The organism is Larsenimonas suaedae, assembly GCF_023712105.1.
Classification (GTDB): Bacteria; Pseudomonadota; Gammaproteobacteria; order Pseudomonadales; family Halomonadaceae; genus Larsenimonas; species Larsenimonas suaedae.
Genome location: NZ_JAMLJI010000005.1, coordinates 77,131 through 97,927, shown reverse-complemented (window position 1 = coordinate 97,927; position 20,797 = coordinate 77,131). Strand labels below are relative to the sequence as shown.

19 protein-coding genes are annotated in these 20,797 nt (G+C 59.9%); 2 read left to right on the top strand and 17 right to left on the bottom strand.

The features are described 5' to 3' along the window. Positions 1 to 5: 5 nt before the first annotated feature. Complete coding sequence (locus tag NAT49_RS15100) at positions 6 to 521, top strand: GspH/FimT family pseudopilin (RefSeq protein WP_432806152.1); 516 nt, start codon at positions 6 to 8, stop codon at positions 519 to 521. Here the strand turns inward: NAT49_RS15100 and NAT49_RS14445 are convergent. From NAT49_RS14445 to rplU, 17 genes are all read right to left on the bottom strand, one after another. Continuing rightward, positions 504 to 2,708, bottom strand: coding sequence for an EAL domain-containing protein (locus NAT49_RS14445; RefSeq protein ID WP_251595451.1), 2,205 nt, complete (start codon positions 2,706 to 2,708; stop codon positions 504 to 506). The two genes, NAT49_RS15100 and NAT49_RS14445, sit on opposite strands and share 18 nt — an antisense overlap. 159 nt (positions 2,709 to 2,867) lie before the next feature. Continuing rightward, complete coding sequence (locus NAT49_RS14440) at positions 2,868 to 5,780, bottom strand: PilC/PilY family type IV pilus protein (protein WP_251595449.1); 2,913 nt, start codon at positions 5,778 to 5,780, stop codon at positions 2,868 to 2,870. After that, complete coding sequence (locus tag NAT49_RS14435; RefSeq protein WP_251595447.1) at positions 5,768 to 6,268, bottom strand: hypothetical protein; 501 nt, start codon at positions 6,266 to 6,268, stop codon at positions 5,768 to 5,770. The genes NAT49_RS14440 and NAT49_RS14435 overlap by 13 nt, the downstream gene beginning before the upstream one ends. Beyond that, positions 6,265 to 7,263: a PilW family protein gene (locus NAT49_RS14430; RefSeq protein WP_251595445.1), complete on the bottom strand. Its 999-nt coding sequence runs from the start codon at positions 7,261 to 7,263 to the stop codon at positions 6,265 to 6,267. The genes NAT49_RS14435 and NAT49_RS14430 overlap by 4 nt, the downstream gene beginning before the upstream one ends. Then, positions 7,260 to 7,805: a type IV pilus modification protein PilV gene (gene pilV / locus NAT49_RS14425; protein ID WP_251595442.1), complete on the bottom strand. Its 546-nt coding sequence runs from the start codon at positions 7,803 to 7,805 to the stop codon at positions 7,260 to 7,262. The genes NAT49_RS14430 and pilV overlap by 4 nt, the downstream gene beginning before the upstream one ends. A 125-nt stretch (positions 7,806 to 7,930) precedes the next feature. After that, on the bottom strand, positions 7,931 to 8,413 hold the full coding sequence (locus NAT49_RS14420) for a sterol desaturase family protein (protein WP_251595440.1): 483 nt from the start codon (positions 8,411 to 8,413) through the stop codon (positions 7,931 to 7,933). A 14-nt stretch (positions 8,414 to 8,427) separates the two neighbouring features. Next, entirely contained in the window at positions 8,428 to 9,381 is a 954-nt protein-coding gene (ispH, locus tag NAT49_RS14415) for a 4-hydroxy-3-methylbut-2-enyl diphosphate reductase (protein WP_251595481.1), read from the bottom strand. A 26-nt stretch (positions 9,382 to 9,407) separates the two neighbouring features. Next, a complete protein-coding gene (gene fkpB / locus NAT49_RS14410; protein WP_251595438.1) occupies positions 9,408 to 9,860 on the bottom strand; it encodes an FKBP-type peptidyl-prolyl cis-trans isomerase in 453 nt (150 codons plus the stop codon). Further along, entirely contained in the window at positions 9,853 to 10,374 is a 522-nt protein-coding gene (gene lspA, locus NAT49_RS14405) for a signal peptidase II (RefSeq protein ID WP_251595436.1), read from the bottom strand. Before lspA ends, fkpB begins: the two co-directional genes overlap by 8 nt. Further along, entirely contained in the window at positions 10,367 to 13,186 is a 2,820-nt protein-coding gene (ileS, locus tag NAT49_RS14400; protein WP_251595435.1) for an isoleucine--tRNA ligase, read from the bottom strand. The genes lspA and ileS overlap by 8 nt, the downstream gene beginning before the upstream one ends. Positions 13,187 to 13,195: 9 nt before the next feature. Further along, positions 13,196 to 14,257 carry a bifunctional riboflavin kinase/FAD synthetase gene (gene ribF, locus NAT49_RS14395; protein WP_251595434.1) on the bottom strand — a complete coding sequence of 354 codons (1,062 nt, stop codon included), beginning with the start codon at positions 14,255 to 14,257 and terminating at the stop codon, positions 13,196 to 13,198. Positions 14,258 to 14,329: 72 nt separating this feature from the next. Then, a complete protein-coding gene (gene murJ, locus NAT49_RS14390) occupies positions 14,330 to 15,877 on the bottom strand; it encodes a murein biosynthesis integral membrane protein MurJ (RefSeq protein ID WP_251595432.1) in 1,548 nt (515 codons plus the stop codon). Between the two features lie 121 nt (positions 15,878 to 15,998). Further along, entirely contained in the window at positions 15,999 to 16,265 is a 267-nt protein-coding gene (gene rpsT / locus NAT49_RS14385) for a 30S ribosomal protein S20 (protein ID WP_251595430.1), read from the bottom strand. Positions 16,266 to 16,436: 171 nt separating this feature from the next. Further along, positions 16,437 to 17,576: a glutamate 5-kinase gene (gene proB, locus NAT49_RS14380; protein WP_251595428.1), complete on the bottom strand. Its 1,140-nt coding sequence runs from the start codon at positions 17,574 to 17,576 to the stop codon at positions 16,437 to 16,439. A gap of 36 nt (positions 17,577 to 17,612) precedes the next feature. After that, positions 17,613 to 18,803 (bottom strand): Obg family GTPase CgtA, encoded by a 1,191-nt coding sequence (gene cgtA, locus NAT49_RS14375; RefSeq protein ID WP_251595426.1) that lies wholly within the window; start codon positions 18,801 to 18,803, stop codon positions 17,613 to 17,615. Positions 18,804 to 18,889: 86 nt separating this feature from the next. Further along, on the bottom strand, positions 18,890 to 19,147 hold the full coding sequence (rpmA, locus tag NAT49_RS14370) for a 50S ribosomal protein L27 (RefSeq protein ID WP_251595424.1): 258 nt from the start codon (positions 19,145 to 19,147) through the stop codon (positions 18,890 to 18,892). 40 nt (positions 19,148 to 19,187) lie between these two features. Further along, positions 19,188 to 19,496, bottom strand: a complete 309-nt coding sequence (rplU, locus tag NAT49_RS14365) for a 50S ribosomal protein L21 (RefSeq protein ID WP_251595422.1) — start codon at positions 19,494 to 19,496, stop codon at positions 19,188 to 19,190. A gap of 259 nt (positions 19,497 to 19,755) precedes the next feature. Here rplU and ispB point away from each other — a divergent pair, with 259 nt between their 5' ends. Then, on the top strand, positions 19,756 to 20,730 hold the full coding sequence (ispB, locus tag NAT49_RS14360) for an octaprenyl diphosphate synthase (RefSeq protein WP_251595420.1): 975 nt from the start codon (positions 19,756 to 19,758) through the stop codon (positions 20,728 to 20,730). Positions 20,731 to 20,797: the final 67 nt, after the last annotated feature.

The following is a 20,797-nucleotide window of genomic DNA, read 5'->3' as shown; positions in this document are numbered from 1 at the left end:
ATAAAATGTTAATGTTAACTGTTGCACGACAACGCGGCTTCTCGTTGGTGTCCAGTTTGTGTGCGCTTGCGCTCGCAGGCTTGCTCACTGCACTTAGTCTAGCGCAGATGGGAACGACGACGGAGCGGGAGATCGAAGCCGACCTAACAACGCTCAGCCGGCTGCTCGCCGTGGCAAGGCAAAGTAGCCGGGCCACACAGCACAGCATCAGGGTATGCGGCAGTGCCGATGGAACACACTGTCAAACGAACGTGGAGTGGCAGGCGGTGTTGGTCATGAACCGGGGCACGGATCAGATCATTGCACGACACACCTTTTCAGAGCGGGTGCAGGTGCGGTGGCGCGGGTTTCGGCGCACGCTCGATTATCACCCCCTTCCATGGCGCCAGGCCTTGAATGGCCGATTTCTCATTTGCCCCGCAGCACCGAAGGCTCAGGCCATGCCTTACGCACTGGTGCTTAATGCCATGGGTCGGCTTCGCCGAGAACGGGACACACGTACATCATGTGGTGATCTGTGACACCATCTCGCCTGGCAGCGGCATTGGCACCGGTGCCTGAATGAAATAGCCCTGGGCGTAATTGATTCCGATATGAGAAAGCGCACGGTAGAGTTCGGCACTTTCAACATATTCCGCCACCGTCATGGCCTTGATCTGATCAGCCACGCGCTGGATCGACTCGACGATGACCCGGTCAAGCGGGCTGTCCAGCAGATGCTTCACGAACGCGCCATCGATCTTGATGATATCGACCTCGAACTGCTGGATATAGCTGAAGGAGCTGACCCCGCTTCCGAAATCGTCAAGGGCGATGCGACACCCGCGCGCTCGAAGCCCGAGAATGAGTTCCCGAGCTCGGTCGATGTGATTGACCAGTGCCGTTTCGGTCAGCTCGAACACGATGCTTGAGGGCGGCAATTGGGTCTGCTCGAGTACGGTTGCCAGAAACTCGGGAAAGTTCGGATCGTTCAAGGACGCGCCCGACAGGTTAATGCTCACCCCGACATCCCGGCCAGAAAGCGAAGCGCCTCGTTCGATCAACACCTCGCGAATGACCCAACGGTCGACCGAAGGCATCAGCCCATACTGCTCCGCCACTGGAATGAACAGCCCCGGCGCGATCAAGGTGCCATGGCGATCACGCATGCGCAAAAGCACTTCGATATGATCTCGATGCAGACCATTCAAGCAACGAATCGGCTGTTCGTAGAGGACAAAGCGTTCCTTGGCGAGCGCTTCCCGCATTTCGGCCGCCACGCTCATTTCCTCGGCGTGGCGCTCCACCGCGAGCTCGCCCGGTTCGAAAACACTCAGCCGATTGCCGCCGTTTCGCTTGGAGCTGTGGCTTGCGATGTCGGCCTTGCTGAGCAACTCACTGACGGTATGGCTGCCCTTGGTAAACATCACCATGCCCATGCTGGACGAGGCATCATAAAGCCGCCCCTGCCAGCTGAACGCATGCTCATGAAGACTCTCGAGCAGTGACTCTGCAAACTGGCGGGCCTGAAACGTATCCTTGAACGGCCGCATCACGCCGAACTCGTCACCACCCAGTCGAGCGAGCATCGCCTGATCACCGGCAAGCGTCTTAAGTTTCACCGCCACCTCGCACAGCAATCTGTCGCCAGCGATATGTCCGGCCAGGTCGTTGACCAGCTTGAAGCGGTCGATATCCAAAACGATCAAGGCGCATACCGGCTCAACGTCCTCCTCATGCCCCTCGCTCGCCTCCGGGTCTTTCTTGAGCGCGCGCTTAAGCCGCCGTTCAAAGCCGGCGCGGTTCAGGGTGCCAGTCAGGGCGTCATGATCGTGGCTGTGGTTGAGCTGCTGCTGCAAAACGGTGGAATGGGTCACATCCTGCAGGGTAATTACGGCGCCGGCGAACTCACCCTCGAAACTTCGCATCGGCGACACCTTGCCCCGAACCGACAACTGCTCCCCGAACTGATTTTTGAGCGCCACCGGCGAATCCATGACCTGCATGTGTCCGCGCTCTGCGCAGCGGGTAAATGGGTGCATCGAGTCACTCGGGGCAATCTTTAACACGTCGACGACATCGGCACCTGCGACCTCATCAAACGCATACCCGATCAACTGCTCGGCGGCGGGGTTCATGAACATGATCCGTCCATTCCCATCGACCGTGATAACGGCATCCTCGATCGAAAACAGGGTCGTTTTCAAACGCTCCTTCTCTTCCTGAGCCGAACTGATCAATCGCTCGCGCTCGAGATGGAACTGCTTTTCCTGGGTAATCCGCACAAAGGTGCCACACACAAGCACCGTGCTGCCAAACCGAGCCAGGCTCCCCTTGGCTCGAATCCATTCGTAGTCTCCACGCGCATTCAGCACCTGATACTCGCACTGATAGCACCCATCCCGGCCGTCAATGTGGCGCGCCAATGCCCGCTCAACGCGGGCAATGTCGTCCTGTTTGACGAATGACAGCCACTGCGCCCAGGTCAGATGCGACCCAAGCCCTTCGTACCCCAGCGCCCGTGGCGCGTCGCTGGTATAGCGGATCGACCAGTCTTTCGGGTTCAGCCACCAGACACTGCACCCACTGCCTTCGAGCGCCGCCTTCCAACGCTGTTCTCTGGAGGCGTTGAGCCGTAAACGCATCTGGCAAAGCGCAGCGCAGCCAAGGCACACCGTAATGAGCACCAGGCAAAGGGACCAGACAAGGGTGGCAGGCGAAAGGTGCATAACCGTCTCGATATCGATGAATCGTGCGCATGCCGACCCGAGAGTTCATCAGGCCCGCCAAGCGAGTAAGGAAGACACATGCAACGGCTAATTAATATTCACCAATTAAAAAGTGGTACTTCCCGGAGACGCGCATTATCCATACTAATGACTAATTTTTCACTCCCTGTACCAATACGCAGGAAAGGTCACCATCTGATTGAGCACGCCGCCCTGCTCGGTCACCCGGCCCGAGGCCTCGACCTTTTTGAAAAGTTCGGATACGACCTCGCCGTCGACCCCGGCCAGAAACGTCGCTTGCTCGGTCACCAGCGCCTCCGGTGGCGCCTGAATGAACTCCCCAACTTTCGACTGAGCCGCCCGTACAGTGAACACACCATTCTTTCGGGCAAGCGTCACGATGTGAAGCTGGGTCGACCCCGAGGCAGGGGTGCATATATTCGGGGCGCTGGAGGGCGCATACGAGGTAAACAGCAGCGAATCCGCCACCAGCACGCCCCTTGAAAACACTTTCTCACCGGGATTATCGAACAGAAGCTTCCACCCGGCGCCCAGTGTCTTGCCGGTATTCACGATGTTTTCCATCGCCACCTGAAGATCGCCATCGCCGATTACTCGAGTCGTCCCCGCGCCTTTCAAGCGCTCGGTCACATTCAGCAGGTAAAGCCGGTTTTCAGTCGCACGCGATTGAGGCCGTGCCCGATTGCCACTGCCAAGCACCAGAAGATCCACAGCTTCGCCATCAAGTGTGGTTCGCCAGAGGGCTGGGGACGCAAAGAAGCGGCGGTCATTGCTGGCAGAGCCATTCCGATCACGCCCAAGAGCTGCAATACGCTCGAGTCGCCATTTGTTAACCTCGCGCGCACTGACGTCTCCCATCCAGACATTACCTCCGGTATCGCCGAAAAACATCCGATCGGTCACACCATCGCCATTACTGTCCACCGTTAGAATGTCGGAAGGCACGCTGTCCGTCAGGTTCGACGCTGCAAGGTGCGCAACCAGGGCACCAGACAATGCATCGACGATATAAACGCCTCGACCGCGCGCGTCATCGGTGCCGACTCCGTCGGCGTCCTTGTTCGGGTCGTAGCCGCCACCGAACACGAAGACCTTTCGCGTCGGGCCTGAGTCCTCGGCGGCGGGCATAACCGTTGGCGTCAGCGATGACCAGCTCTGGCCGAGTCCGCTGAATGCCTTTTGGCTGGGCGAGATATGAAAGGCCAGTGTCGGCGGCGATTCAGGCTCACTGACGTCGAGCGCGTAATAGCTAAACCCCCCACGGCGCATGCCGACGGTCAGTCGTGTGGTGAAGGCTCCATTGCCATCGGGCAACGTGAATCGGGTCATCGGCCCATCGAGGCCGTAGCGGCCGGCCTGCTTGAACGTCTCGCCGTCGGGAGTCAAATACGCAGCCGGCAGGTTTAGCATTCGGTAGACGGCCATGTCGCTCATCGACGATGGCCAGAAGGCCCAGCGCTCCGCGCCGCTGTCGCCATCGAAGGCATGCACCATGCCCTCATTGGTGGCCGCGAACACGGTAGAAATGCACTTGCTACCAGGGCAGCCATAGTTGATCGCAAGCGGAGAGGCGTGAAGGATGTCACCCATTAACCAGGGCCGGATATTGTCGGTGCTTTTAGTGGCGTTTTCACCGGTAACGTCCTTGCCAATCAACCAGTCCACCACGTCCTGCTGGCTATAGAACGTCTCTCGAAGTTTGGATGCGACTGTCGAGCTCAGGGTCAAGGCGCCCTGACCGAGCGTTGCAAGAGGCTGCAACCCGCTGTTACCACTCCCACGATCGGTGTAGATGGCTCGAGCCGTCGGCGTGTACACGTGGCCTTCCGCTCGTTTGAATCGGTCTCGAAGCCGCGCGCCAACGCCACCGCTTTCAACCGCCGTCGAGGGATCATAGAGCGAAGGCGTCCAGGCTTCCGTGCTGTCATCGACAGAGCCACTGCGTGTGTCGTATTCGAACTTCTTGAGGTTACCGGTCCAACGCTGACTGGGCTTGGGCTGAAAGAGCGGCTGATAGACCACCGAGTCATTCACGAATCCATCGGCGCTTGCCACCGTGACCACGCCCCTTTGATCCGGCTTTAGCCCCAGAATCGAGGTCACGATGGCCGTGAAGGCCTGCGTCAGCTCGTCTTCGTCGTTGGCGGTGAAATAGCCTTTCGAGATGCCATCGGGAGTTGTTGCTGCATCTTCGAGGAGCTTTTGTTCAGTCGTAAAGCCGACGGTAAAGGTATAGGCGTGCTGGGTACCCTGAAGGGTCGGGGAGAGATCGGTGGTGGCTAGATGCCTGGTAAGCGTTGGCAAACAGTTCTCGGCGAGAACGTTCTCATCGCTGTTGACCGGGTTGATCGTCGTATATCGGCCACAGGACTTGCCCGTTTCGGCCTTGATCGCTGCATTGGCGCGCGTATCCCACTGAGGGAACCCATCGGTCACGTACACCACATAGACGTTTTCGCACATACGAAGCGGTGAACGGTATCGGACGCCCGCGGCGGTGCTGGTCAATGCATTACCATCGACATTCGGCGTATCGGCCGAAGCCTTATCGAGGCCAAATACCGGGGCCGAACCGGTAAAGTAGCGGTATACCTCATACATGGTCTCGCACAGCGGCGTCGAGGTCTGCGGCGTCAGCGAATTGATCGTATTCGAAAGGGCCTGCCGGGAACTGGCACTTTGTTGGTTGTCCGGACTCAACGCGCGCACAATGCGCCCGCCATTATGGCGATTCTCAACGGCGTATCGCCCGCTCATCGAGCACCAGGAGTCCGTACAGTAGACATCAGCGGCGTTATTGTTGAATACGCTCAAACCGAAGTTGATGTTCGGGTAGTTGGCCACCAACCGTTGAACGACGTCCTTACCAATCTCCATGCGGGTCTTGCCACCGGAGTTCGGCACCACGGTCGCCATGCTGCCGGAGTTATCGAACACGATCAGCACCTGAGGCTGGCCTGAAACGTATTCCGGCAGATAGATGCTGGTGTCATCGGCCTTGGCAACCTGGGCCATTAACAGGGCCCATAAGAGCGCGATCACGACCCGCATTGGGTATTCTCCTGTATGTTCAGGGTTCGTATATCCAGCGACTGGCGACTGCCTGCACCTGGCATCGACACCACCATGCCCTGATGCAAGGTATATGGCGCCTGCCCCTTTCCATCGCCGCCGCTCACCTCGATGTCGACCACCCGTCGCAGCACTGTCGTGGTATCGCTGCCCATGGCGCGAAGCTCAGCTTCAGACGCGCACGTCAGCACCCTGTTCACAAGCGTTACCGAATGCCCGGTGTCCTCGGTGAATCGTTCCCCCAATGCCAGCGCCAGGAGCGCCGTTCGATTAGCCTGACTCCATGTACTCCCCAGTCGAACGGCCAGGCGCCCGTTGGTGTCCTGAAAATTGTCCACGCTTTCCTGAGTCCGATGCGACAACGACAGGCCCAGCACGCCGCTCTTGCTGAGCGTGGCGCCAAGAAGCGCCAGCCCGAACAGCAAAATCATGGCCATCATCAAGACAAACCCGCGCTGGTTTTTCATGGCGCCACCTCGCCGAACGCCCGGCGGCTTTGAACATTACCGAGCGCAACCGTGGTAGAGAACACGCGCCGTACTCGGTTGTCCTCAGGCGGTGTATAGAAAATCTCGCCCAGCCGGAGCGTGGGTTGCGCGCGTGTAAGGCTTTGATCAAGCGGCACGCTTTGAACCACCACAAAAAGCGTCGCGCTGACGGCCTGACGTGCCTGCTCGCTCGACAGGGCGCCGGTTGCCACACGGTCAGGCCTGCCATCGGTGTTGGTGTCGAGCCCCCATTCAAGCCGCAAGAGCTCCACGCCTGGAGCCACCTCGGTCATGCGGTAGGTCGACTCGGTCAGCACGCCCATATAAAGCGCCGGGCGCGCGATCTCGAATGCGCCTGTGCAGGCCGTACGACGCCCCTGCCCGTTCTCACAGATTTGGCGGATGGCAAAGGCAAGCGCCCGATAGCTCCAAAGCTCGCGGGGGGTGCCCCCCTTTACGGCGCCACAGTCATTGGTTTCATTCAAGGAAAGGTGCAGGCAGGCGCCCTTGCTGGCCAGGTTCAGCGTGGCCCCGCCGGCATCCGAGGTGTCGGCGTAGCGGAGCATCAGGACATCCGACGCAGGCGCGGCAGAAGACGCTCGATAGCCTGTCGGCACCAGCGCGCATCCGGGGCTTTTGCACGGCGACACCCCACTCCAGACCGGCAAGGGCCCAAGCCTATCGCTGTAGCCGGCTCTGGCCTCGTCGATTAATTGATCGTCGGCCGAAGTAAAGCTCCCTTCGAAGCTTGCTTCCCAGGCAAAGCCCCAGAAACCGGCGCGTTTTAATTGATCGGCAATAAAATGCGTCGTGAACCGGCCGGTCTCTTGGACCTGCGTTACAGCCTGCTGATAGCGAAAGTCCCGCGCCGATTGAAGATAAAACCCGATCAGGGCCGTGGTCAGCACGCTCCCGATCAAAAGCGCAATCATCAGCTCGATTAATCCGGCGCCCCGCTGACGCTGACGGCTCATGGCGCCACCACCGCGCTTTCAATTCGAACGGCTCGCCGCCCTGTGGAAATCACATCACGACCACAGTCGGTGAGTGTGACATCCCCCCCGCCACTGCCCTGCCACACAACATCTGCCGTGACACGCTGATCGGACACAACAATGCAGGCCCTGCCTTCGGGCAGGCCATCAAGCGTAGAGGCAGGCCCTTCGCGCTGAAGCTGCTGGTCGATATCCCACAGGTCACGCTTTGCCCAGTCACTTGCCGAGCACGCGCTGGCAGTGCACTCGACACGCGATCGCACACCGCTTCCGAGCACAGGGTCGGTGGACTCACCGACGTTATAGATTACGAGCGCTTCGGCAGTGGGGTTTGCGCGCACCCGCTCGACAATGCCTTCGGCCAGAAGCGTTGCCCGAGTACGGCTGAGCGCGGCGTCGCTGGCTCTGAGCGAGTTGAGTTGAAGGGCCACCGCGCCCATCACGCCGATACTGACGATGACCAGAGTGACAAGCACTTCGATCAGGGTGAAGCCACGCTGGGTCGCGTGAAAATGGGTCATAACCTCTCCATGCGCGCAAGCGGATGCCTGCCGGAACGTCATAGGAGATTAACGGCGTGAGAACGTCTGCCTTGATGCATGAAAAAAGGGCTCGAATGAGCCCTTTGAGGAGTAACCGAGCCGAGTCAGGCCTGACGGTTTCGCTTCTTCATCAGCGCCTGCTTGAGCGACTGTGGCGAGGGCACGATCAGAAATCCGAACGACACCGCCCCTTCGCGGGTACTGGTCGAGTGATGAAGTCGATGCGCCTCGATGCGATGGCGCCAGAACGCACGCCGCCGATTCAAGGGCACACGAAACCGACGATGCACAAGGCCATCATGAAATACGAAGTAGATAACCCCGTAGCCCGTCACGCCGAGACCTAATGCCAGCGCCCAGCCATGGCCGGCTTCGGTGCCGAGATAAATCAGAACGATGGCCGGCAGCGCAAAAAATACCGCGAACAAGTCGTTGAGTTCAAAAACGCCCTGGCGCTCACGGTGATGCGAGCGATGCCAGCACCACAGTACGCCGTGCATGATGAAGCGGTGGGTGAACCAGGCCACGAACTCCATGCCGACCAATCCGATGAGAAAAAAGATCAGAAACTCTAGCACGCCGCCCATGTTCCACCCCGTTATCAGCTGCTGGCAATGACTCGCTCGCGAAGCTCTTTGGGCATCGAGAACCGAATGGTTTCTTCCTGCCCGATCAGCTCATCCGGCGACTGCGCCCCCAGTGACTTGAGGCGTTCGATTACCCCTTCGACGAGCACCTCGGGCGCGCTGGCCCCGGCAGTGATGCCGATCACGGCGCCGCTTTCGAACCAGCTTTCCTCGATCTGCCTTGCATCGTCGATCAGGTATGCGGGCGTGCCCATGCGCTCGGAAAGCTCACGCAGCCGGTTGGAGTTGGAGCTGTTTGGGCTGCCCACCACCAGCACGACGTCGCTCTGTTCGGCCAGAATACGAACCGCGTCCTGCCGGTTCTGCGTGGCGTAGCAGATGTCGTCCTTGCGCGGCCCTTCGATGTTGGGGAAGGTCTCTCTGAGCGCATCGATGACCCTGGAGGTGTCGTCCATCGAGAGCGTCGTTTGAGTCACGAACGACAGGTTATTCGGATCGTTGACCTTGAGCGTTCGGGCATCGTTTTCGTCTTCGACGAGATAGATACGCCCACCATAACGCTCGTCATAACGGCCCATGGTGCCCTCGACCTCGGGATGCCCTTCATGGCCGATCAGAATGCATTCGCGCCCCCGCTTGGCGTAGCGCAACACTTCCATATGCACCTTGGTCACCAACGGGCAGGTTGCATCGAAAATCTTGAGCCCGCGCCGGTCGGCCTCATCCTGCACGGCCTGGGAGACACCATGCGCCGAGAAGATCACGATGACGTCGTCGGGCACCTCGTGAAGTTCCTCGACGAACACCGCGCCACGGTCTCGCAGTGAATCGACCACAAACTTGTTGTGGACGACTTCGTGGCGTACATAGATCGGAGCGCCGAAGACATCGAGCGCCCGATTGACAATATCGATCGCGCGATCAACTCCTGCGCAGAACCCACGCGGGTTGGCCAGTTTGATCTGCATCGGTTGAGGCATGAATCGATCCTCGGTTAGTGCGTGGTCGCTGGAACGATGTCCAGAATGTCGACATCAAAGGTCAGTGTACGCCCGGCCAGTGGGTGATTAAAATCCACCTCGACACGATCGCCATCCATCGACTTGATAACCCCTGGCAATTCCCCACCACCAGCCGGGTCGGCAAAGGATACGACCAGTCCTTCCTCAAGTTCGATGCTCTGATCGAAATCCTCGCGCTTGAGCTGCTGGACGTTTTGCGGATTGTACTGACCAAACGCGTGCTCGGGCGTGATCGCGAACTGACCACTTTCGCCGACGCCAAGCCCCTTGATCGCGCGCTCGAACCCCGGCGGCAGGTTGCCATCGCCGTATACGAACACCGCGGGCGCCTGCTCGCGGGTCGAATCCACTTCAGTTCCATCCTCGAGCAAGAGCGAAAAATGCAGTGTGATCTGCATGCCCTCGTCGACCGTATAACTACTCATTAGGCACCTCGCGTGCATGTGTGCGCTTGGGCAGGAGCGTATCCAGCACAAGGCCGATCGCCCCAAGCGTAATGGCCGTATCCGCCAGATTGAACGCCGGGAAGTACCAGTTCTGCCAATGAAACGACAGGAAATCGACCACGTAGCCAAGCACCACGCGGTCGTACAGGTTGCCGAGCGCCCCACCCATGATCAGTGCAATCGATACGGCCGTCAGCGTTTCATTGGCCTTGAGCCGCTTGAGCCAAAGCGTCAGCGCAACGACGGCACCTACCGCAATCGCGGCGAACAGCCAGCGCTGCCAGCCATCGTGTCCGGCCAGGAAGCTGAATGCCGCGCCGGTATTGTGCAGTAGCGTCAGATCGAAAAACGGCAGAATCTCCCGGGGCTCGGCGTAGGAAAGCCACTGGGTCATCAAGAGCTTCGTGCCCAAATCGAGCGCGATGATCACGATCGACAAGAGCCACCAGCGAAGCGGTCCCCTCATCAAGGGCGCGTCATGCGTCTCAGGCATAGTGGCGCACCTCACCTGGGCCATCCGGCAGATTCAGGATCGAGCGTTCGCATAGATCCGGGTGCTCGGGGTGAGTACCGACGTCCGGGCGGCGCTCCCAGCTCCGTGCGCACTTCTCATACGGGCTGACCTCGACCTGAACCTTGAGGCCGTCGAGCTCGGACATGCCAAGCGACGCGCTCTCCTCGAGCGGCTTGAGCACCACGTCTGAGGTGATCAGCACAAAACGCAGTTCATCGCCGAGCTTGCTCAGCCGCGCCTGCACATCGTCGTTGACGTAGAGCGTCAGGTTGGCATCGAGCGCGCCCTTGATCGTGCCGGCCTTGCGAGCGGTCTCGATCTCGCGGTTAACGGCGTGCTTCACTTCAAGAATGTCGTTCCAGAACTGGCGTCCGAAGGCGTCATTGTCCGGCAGGGTCGACAGCCCCTCATAGTAGGTCGTGAAGAACACGGTCTGACTGCGATCACCCGGGATATGATCGTTGATCTCTTCGGCCGTGAACGAGAGTATCGGCGCGATCCAGCGCACCATCGCCTCGATCACGTGATAAAGCGCGGTCTGGCAACTGCGACGGGCGAGCGAATCCGCCTGAGTGGTGTACTGGCGATCCTTGATGACGTCGAGATAGAACCCGCCAAGCTCGCGCGAACAGAACGTATGCACCTGCTGGCACACGTCGAGGAAGCGGTACTCCTCATAGGCTTTCTGAATGCGCGTCTGCAACTGTGCGGCACGGTCGATCACCCAACGGTCGAGCGCGATCATGTCCTCGAACGCGACCTGATGATGCACAGGGTCGAAGCCGGTCAGGTTACCAAGCAGGAAGCGCGAGGTGTTTCGAATACGGCGGTAGGTGTCGGCGGTGCGTTTCAAAATCTCGTCGGACACCGCCATTTCACCGGAATAATCGGTCGAGGCGACCCAGAGCCTCAGGATGTCGGCGCCGAGCTTGTTCATGACCTGCTGCGGCGCAACCACGTTGCCGATCGATTTCGACATCTTGCGACCCTGGGCGTCCACGGTGAAACCGTGCGTCAGCACGCCTTTATACGGCGCGCAGTCGTTGATCGCGATCGAGGTCTTGAGCGAGGACTGGAACCAGCCGCGGTGCTGGTCGGAACCTTCCAGATAAAGATCCGCCGGGAAGCAGAGCTCCTCACGCTGGTTGAGCACACTGTAGTGGGTCACGCCCGAATCGAACCAGACGTCCAGCGTGTCGGTCACCTTGTCATAGTGCGCAGCGTCGGTGCCGAGCAGGTCGGAGGCGTCGAGTTCGAACCAGACGTCCATGCCCTCATCTTCGATGCGACGCGCGACCGATTCGATCAGCTCCGGCGTTTTCGGGTGAAGCTCGCCGGTATCCTTGTGTACAAACAAGGTGATCGGCACGCCCCAGGTGCGCTGACGCGAGACGCACCAGTCAGGGCTGGAGGCCAGCATCGACTCCATCCGGCTCTGGCCCCAGGCCGGCGTCCAGTTCACGCCCTTGACCGCCTCGAACGCCTTCGAAAGAAGCTGTTCCTTGTCCATCGAGATGAACCACTGCGGCGTAGCCCGGAAGATCAACGGGGTCTTGGTGCGCCAGCAGTGCGGATAGCTGTGCTGGAAGGACTCCTGCTTGACCAGCTTGCCTTCGCGCTCGAGCGCCTCGCAGATGGCGCTGTCGACCTTGTAGACGTGCTGACCGGCAAACTCGCCGGCCTTGCTGCTGTAGGTGCCGTCGGCCTGAACCAGATTCAGCGTGCCGATGCCGTACTCCCGGCCTACCACGAAATCTTCCATGCCGTGATCCGGCGCCGTATGCACCGCACCGGTACCGGCATCAAGGGTGACATGATCACCCAGCACCACCGGTACCTGCTTGTCGTAGAACGGATGTTCGAGCGTCAACGACTCGAGACGACTGCCGGCAGCATTGGCAAGCACTTCATGGTGCTCGGCGCCCCACCGGGTCATGACGTCCTCGACCAGATCGGTCGCGACGATCACGTGTTCCTCGCCGTGGCCCAGATCGACCCGAACCAGGGCGTACTCGAGCGAGGCCGAGAGCGCCACCGCCTGATTCGACGGCAGGGTCCAGGGTGTAGTGGTCCAGATCACGATCGCAAGCGGCGCAGTCTCGCCACTGTACTCGAACGCGCGGTAGACCGCCTCGGGCGCACAGGCACTGAAGCGCACATCGATGGCGGTGGAGGTTTTTTCTTGATACTCGATCTCGGCCTCGGCCAGCGCGCTTTGCCCGACCACGCTCCAGTACACCGGTTTGTAGCCCTTGATGAGGTGGCCGTTGTCGACGATCTTGCCAAGCGCTCGAACGATGTTGGCTTCGGTCGCCTTGTTCATGGTGAGGTAGGGGTTTTTCCAATCACCGACCACGCCCAGCCGAATGAAATCTTCCTTCTGCCCTTCCACCTGGCGCGCCGCATAGTCTCGGCATGCCTGGCGAAATTCGCGATAACCCACCTTGACGCCGGCGCGACCGATCTCGGTTTCAACCTTGTGCTCGATCGGAAGCCCGTGGCAGTCCCAGCCCGGCACGTACGGGGCATCGAAACCGGCCACGGTCTTGGACTTGATGATGATGTCCTTGAGGATCTTGTTGACGGCGTGGCCGATATGAATGCTGCCGTTGGCGTAGGGAGGGCCGTCATGCAACACGAACTTCGGGCGACCGGCGCAGTGCTCGCGCAGGCGCTGATAGAGATCCATTTCCTGCCACTGCGCGATGCGCTCGGGCTCCCGGCCCGGCAGATTGCCGCGCATGGGGAAGTCGGTGTGGGGCAGGTTGAGGGTGTGCTTGTAGTCGCTCATAGCAGAAGGTCAGCCATCATCATGATCTGTGGATGCATACGTTAATGGCGCGGAAGCCAAAAGCGTATCCATGCGGTCCGAAACCGGCAGCGTCAGGTCCGCGTCATCAAACGACGCCTCGCCCATCTGTCCGCCCGTGAAAGGTAGTGCGTTGAAATAGCGGCGAGTCAGCGCGATATCGTGTTTTATCTGCGCAAGCATCGCCTCCAGGCCATCGAATTTTTCTTCGCCGCGAAGGCGCGCGCACGGCATCACCATCATCGGGCGGCCGTAAAGCTCTGGCGAGGTATCGAGCAGATGCACTTCAAGCACCGGCCGGCTTGAGCCGACGGTGGGGCGCCAGCCCACGTTGGCAACGCCTGGGTACCATACGCCGTCGTCCAGAAGTGCCTGCACCGCGTACACGCCCCGAAGCGCCATCGGCCCTGGCAGCAGCGGCACGTTGGCGGTCGGAATACCAATGGTGCGCCCGAGCTGACGGTCCTTGACCACCCGGCCCATGAACACGTACGGGCGCCCTAGTTGGTGCGCGGCCTGACGGAAATTGCCCGACGCCAGAAGCGTTCGCACCCGAGTGCTCGAGACGCGCTCATCATCGAGCATGAAGGTGTGGGTGTGCTCGACGTCAAACCCGTGCCGCGCGCCCTTTTCTTTCAAAAGATCGAAGTTGCCGGCCCGGTCACAGCCGAACCGAAAATCATCACCAACCACCAGATGACGCACGCCGAGGCCGTCGACCAGTACCCGTTCGATGAAATCGTCGGCGGAAAGTTCTCGAAGCTTCTGGTTGAACGGCAGGCACAGCACGCGGTCGGCGCCGTAGGCTTTCAAGAGGCGCAGCTTTTCCTTCATCCGCGTCAGACGCGGTGGCGCCTGATCACCGGCAAAGTATTCCCGCGGCTGTGGCTCGAAGATCACCACAGTGACCGGCAGATTCAGGGCGCGCGCGCGCGTCTTGAGCTGCTCCAGTATGGCCTGATGCCCACGGTGCACGCCGTCGAAATTACCGATCGTTGCCACACATTCCCGATGATGTGCGCGCAGCGTGTGCAAACCCCTAATCAGTTCCATAGTGCATCCTGTCCATCCGGCGGCGTAGCCCTCAAGTATAACGAAGGGGCACCAGCCTATCAGCCTTGAGGCTCAGCCATTGAGTCGGAAATGACGCATGCGGATTCCGACTAAGCCGAGCCACCCCACATACACCGCGCATCCGCCCGCCACCAGGGCAAGCAGTACGCCGGCCCGCTCGGGTGCCGACCACGCAAGCCACTGCTGCCACCCGGGTGTGGCCCACCAAAGAGTTCCAAGCATCACGAGACAACCGCCCGCAAGCTGCCCGGAAAACTTGAGCCAGCCCGGCTGCGCCTTGAGCACCCCTTGCTTATGCAGACCGCGCCCGAGCAAAAAGGCGTTCAGGTACGCTGACAGCGCGGTTGCAAGCGCAAGGCCTGCATGCGCCAGCGGCACGATCAACGCCAGATTGAACGCCATGTTGGCCACCATGGCCACCACACCGATCTTGACCGGGGTTTTGGTGTCCTGGCGCGCGTAGAAGCCCGGCGCCAGTACCTTAATCATCATGAACGCCAGTAGCCCGGCGGCGTAGGCCCGAAGACTCTGCGCGGACATCACAACGTCGTGGTCAGTCATCGCGCCATAGTGAAACAGTGTGACCAGCAGGGGCTCAGCCAGAACGAGCAGCGCAAGCGATGAAGGCAACCCGATCAGCAAGACCGCGCGCAGCGCCCAATCCATCATGCGGGCGAAGTGCGTCGGATCTTCGGTCGCATGCTGGCGGGAAAGCGCGGGCAGAATGACGGTTGCGATCGCAATGCCAAACACCCCGAGCGGCAATTCCACCAGACGGTCGGAGTAGTAAAGCCAGGAAACGCTCCCCCCGACCAACAGGGAAGCCAACACCGTATCGAGCAACAGATTGATTTGAGAGACAGACACGCCAAACAGCGCCGGCCCCATCAGACGCAGCACGCGCCGAACGCCCGGATGGCGGAAATTAGGCACCGGCACCGGCAACAGACCGAGCCTGAGCAGAAACGGAACCTGAAACGCCAGCTGCAGAATACCTGCGATCAGTACGCCCCAGGCCAGCGCCATGATCGGCACCGACATGTGCGGCGAGAGCAGAAACGCCGCCCCGATCATCGATAGATTGAGCAGAACCGGCGTGAACGCCGGCACGGCGAACCGGTTCCAGCTGTTCAGGATACTGCCGGCAAACGCTGTCAGCGAGATGAGCATCAGATAGGGAAAGGTCAGCCTGAGCATTTCAGCGGTCAGCGCAAGCTTGCCGTGCCCATCGTCCTTGAAGCCCGGTGCGAATACCCACACAAGCCATGGCGCGCATAGGATCGCCAGGGCCGTCACGATCAGAAGCACCAGCCCGAGACTGCCGGCGGTCGCGTTGATCAGCGCCCGGGTTTCATCGCGGGACTTGGACGTCGCGTATTCCGAGAGCACCGGCACAAAGGCCTGATTGAAGGCCCCTTCAGCGAACAGACGCCTCAGAAAATTAGGAATCCGAAAGGCGATAAAGAAGGAATCCGCCCCGGCACCGGCGCCGAACAGCGCCGCAATGGTCACGTCTCGAACCAGGCCCAACACACGCGACAGCATGGTCATGCAACCAACGATCGCCCCTGACCTCAGCAATCCGGCCGATTTACTCATTTCAGTCCCTTTCGATCTACCACTGCGCGACCCAGACCGGTCACTCGTCAACGACCCAACGTATCAACAAGGCATAAAAAAACCGGCCAAGGCCGGTTTTCATCATGCACGAGCGCCCGGCTTACGCAGCCAGCGCCTTAATTCGTGCGTTCAGACGGCTCTTGATGCGAGCAGCCTTTTTCTTCGAGAACGCGTTCTTGTCGGCGATGCGGTCGATGACCGGCTGCGCCTTCTTGAACTCGTCCATGGCCTGAGCGTGGTCGCCCGTTTGAATGGCCTTGATGACGCGCTTCACATAGGTACGAGCCATGGAACGCTGACTTGCGTTGTGCTGCCGGCGCTTTTCAGCCTGACCAGCGCGTTTACGTGCTTGCTTGGTGTTCGCCACCGTCTACTCCTTGGGGATCTCGACAGTCGTGTTCGAAATGAAAGCCGCATGTACAACGGGTCGATTAGGACACCGAAGCGACTTCCTGCCATTGTCATAAATAAATGATCAACGGGCTGTGTCTGAGAGGATGGGGGATAATATCACCCAACAATCGCGATTGAAAGCGCCTCACGCGTCCAGCAAAACAAGGTTGTCGCGATGAATGATTTCATGCGCCTCGACAAACCCGAGCAGACGCTCGATCTCACTCGATGGCTTGCCCATGATGCGCCGTGCATCATCGACGTCGTAATTGACCAGCCCCTTCGCAACCCGATTTCCCTCCAGGTCGACACAGACCACAAGATCACCGCGACGAAAATCGCCCTCGACCGCTCGCACACCGACCGGCAAGAGACTTGAGCCCTGATGGGCAAGCACCCGCGCGGCGCCGGCATCGATCGTAAGCGTGCCACGGCTTTTCAGCTGCCCGGCCAACCAACGCTTGCGCGCGGCGATCGGGGCATCATGGGGGGTCAATAACGTGCCGACGCATTCACCGGCGACGACACGTGAAAGCACATTGGGCTGATGGCCACTGGCAATCACGGTCTGCGCACCGGAGCGCGCGGCCAGCCGCGCCGCCCTTACCTTGGTCGCCATACCGCCCCGGCCGAGCACACCCCCGGTGCCGGCCACATCGACAAGGCGCTGCTCATGGGCATCGGCTTCGGTAATCAGGGTGGCGTTTGGGTCACGACGCGGGTCGGCGTCAAATAGCCCTTCCTGATCGGTCAGGATGATCAGTGCATCTGCCTCGAGCAGATTTGCCACCAGCGCGCCAAGCGTGTCGTTATCGCCGAAACGAATTTCATCGGTTACGACCGTATCGTTTTCGTTGATGATGGGCACGACGCCGAACCCGTGCAGCGACGTGATCGCCGAACGCGCGTTCAGGTAACGACGACGGTTGGATAGATCGGCGTGGGTCAGAAGGATCTGGGCGGTCTGGCACTGATGGCGCTCGAAATGCTCTTCGTAACACTCCACCAGCCGCGTCTGACCGATGGCGGCCGCCGCCTGAAGCTCGCCCAGCGATTCCGGGCGCACCGTGAGCCCGAGGCGCGCCATCCCGGCAGCCACAGCGCCGGAAGACACCAGCGTCACCTTGATTCCGGCCCGTCTCAACTCGACAATCTGATCGACCCAGCGTCCGATGGCCGGCTCATCCAGGCCTTGACCGTTGTCGGTCAAAAGCGCACTGCCAATCTTGACCACTACATGGCGTGCAGCACTCAGCGACGCCCGTCCGACCCCTGCCTCATTCATCACCTGATCCTATGTTGTGTCAGAAAACGACCACCTTCAGGGAACGTACTCGACGTCCACATCGAATTCATCGTCATCGCCATCATCGTCGGCCTCGGCGACTCGAGGAGACTTGCGCTGAGCCAGTCGCTCCTCGGCTCGAGCGATGGTTTCCGCTTCCATGCGTCGACGCATTTCAAGCTCCCGAGTACGCGCCGCCTCATCTTCAAGCTCGAGCGTGCGCTGCTCGGTCAACCAGCGGTGCACCGCCTGCACCAGCGCATCGGTGCCCTGACCGCTGATGGCCGAGATTTCAAACACGGGGCCTTCCCAGCCGAGTCGTGACACGATGTCTTCGATCGTTTCGCGGCGCGTATCGTCATCGAGCATTTCACATTTGTTAAACACCAGCCAGCGCGGACGCTCGGCAAGCGTTTCAGAGAACTGCTCGAGCTCATGCGCGATCGTTTCGATCACCTCGGCCGGGTCACGCTCGTCAAACGGCGCCACATCGACCACATGAAGCAGCAGGCGCGTTCGGGTCAAATGCTTCAGGAAGCGAAGCCCCAGCCCCGCGCCTTCAGACGCGCCTTCGATCAAGCCGGGCACATCGGCCATCACGAAATGCTCGTGGGCACCGAGCTTCACTACCCCAAGGTTCGGCACCAGCGTGGTGAAGGGGTAGTCCGCGACTTTCGGTTTGGCCGCCGATACGCTTCGAATCAAGGTCGACTTGCCCGCGTTGGGCATACCCAGAAGACCGACATCCGCCATCAGCTTGAGCTCAAACCTCAGCTGACGCCGGTCGCCTTCGGTACCGGGTACGGTGCGCCGGGGCGCTCGATTGGTCGAGGACTTGAAGTGCACGTTACCCAGCCCGCGCCGACCACCCTGGGCCACCTTCAGCCGTTGGCCTTCTTCGGTAATATCCCCGATGACCTCAAGGGTTTCGACATCGACCACGGAGGTTCCGATCGGCACGCGAATCTCGAGATCCTCGCCCTGGCGACCACTCATCTGACGGCCCTGGCCCGGCTGACCGTTCTCGGCCTTATAGAACCGCTGATACTTGAAATCGATCAGCGTATTCAACGATTCGTCGCCGATCAGAATGACACTGCCGCCATTACCACCGTCACCGCCGTCGGGGCCTCCTTTCGGCACGTATTTCTCTCGGCGAAAACTCAAGCACCCGTTACCGCCGTTGCCCGCTTCCACGGTGATTAAAGCTTCATCGACAAACTGCATGCCATTCTCCCGGCGTATTATATATTCGCCTTACGACAAAAAAGCCCCGCCTGGGCGGGGCTTTTTCAGCAATCACATCAGCGCGCTCAGGCAGAGACGATGCTGACGAACTTGCGGTTTTTCGGACCCTTGGTCTCGAATTTCACATGACCATCGGTCAGTGCGAAAAGCGTGTGGTCCTTACCAATGCCTACGCCGGTACCGGCGTGAAAGCGGGTGCCGCGCTGACGCACGATGATGTTCCCTGCGATGGCTTCCTGGCCACCGAAGAGTTTCACACCCAAGCGTTTGGATTCGGAATCGCGACCGTTACGCGTACTACCTGCGGCCTTCTTATGTGCCATGGAACTGTCTCCTTAGCGTTTGAACGTTAGACAGCGCTGCTTACGCAGAGATGCCGGTAATCTTGACTTCGGTGTACCACTGACGGTGGCCCTGGCGCTTCATGCTGTGCTTGCGGCGACGGAATTTCAAAATACCGACTTTCTTGCCACGGCCATGGGAAACCACTTCAGCAGTAACCTTGGCGCCTTCAACCAGCGGAGCGCCGATCTTGACGTCATCACCGCCGACCATCAGAACCTGATCGAAATCGACGTTTTCACCGGTCGCAATTTCAAGCTTCTCGAGCTTGATGCGCTGGCCTTCCTGGACGCGGTACTGCTTACCGCCGCTCTTGATGATTGCGTACATGCTTTTCTCCAAAGGGCTCATCTCATTTCGCTTCTTTTCATCGACCTGCGGCAATTGGCGCCCCTTTTGGCAACCATCTGACAGGGAGCACGATGAGTCGGGCGCGAATTATACACATGTTGGCGTTCTTGACACAATGCACGCCCTGGGTTATTCGCCCAAAGACGCCTTTGCCTTGACGTTATACAGGCCGATGCCTAGCATACCGGCAACCATGGCCACTCAGTTCGCGGCCCCACCCTAGATGACAAGCCGAGTCATGCAGCCAAACGCATTGCCGACCCATGCCCCGGTGGCTGACGATTTCGCCGCCGTGGATCGCACGATACAGCAACAACTTGCCTCTCGCGTTCCTCTGGTCCAGACCATCGGACACTACATTGTAGAAAGTGGCGGCAAACGTCTCCGGCCCCTCCTGGTGCTTCTTGCCGCCCGTGCACTGGGCTATGAGGGTGACCGCCATATTCTCCTGGCCGCGCTCATCGAGTTCATGCACACGTCCACGCTACTGCATGACGATGTGGTGGATGAGTCCTCCCTGAGACGAGGCAAGGCCACCGCCAACGAAGCCTGGGGCAACGCGCCATCGGTGCTTGTCGGCGATTTCCTGTATTCCCGCTCCTTCCAGATGATGGTCGATGTGGGCTCGATGCGTATCATGGCAATTCTTTCGAGCGCCACATCAACGATTGCCGAAGGCGAAGTACTTCAACTCACCAACATCGGCAACGCCGACATCGATGAGCAGGCCTACTTCGATACCATACAGGGCAAGACGGCCATGCTGTTCGAGGCCGCCTCGCACACTGGTGCCGTGTTGGCCGGCGGCAGCGAGCGCCAGGTCGAAGCGCTTCAGGTCTACGGCCGCCAGCTCGGCATGGCCTTCCAACTGATCGATGACCTGCTCGATTATCAGGGAAACGCGGACGCAATGGGCAAGAACGTGGGTGACGATCTTGCCGAGGGCAAACCCACCCTGCCGCTGATCCACGCCCTCAAGGTCACCTCCGAGACCGAGGCGGCCGTGATCCGAAAGGCCATCGAGGAAGGCGGACTTGAGCACCTGGATGAGGTGCTTTCCATCGTTCAGCGATGCGGTGCGCTCGAATACACCCGGGAACAGGCCAATCGCTGCGTTGAGCTTGCGCTCGATGAACTCGAGCATCTTCCGGATTCCCCGTTCAAGGACAGCCTGACCCTTTTGGCCCACCAGGCCGTGGAACGCACATCGTAAGGAAGGGCTTGCATACCCAAAACGATTGCGTATAATGCTGCCTCGTCCACAAAGCAATACCTCTTGC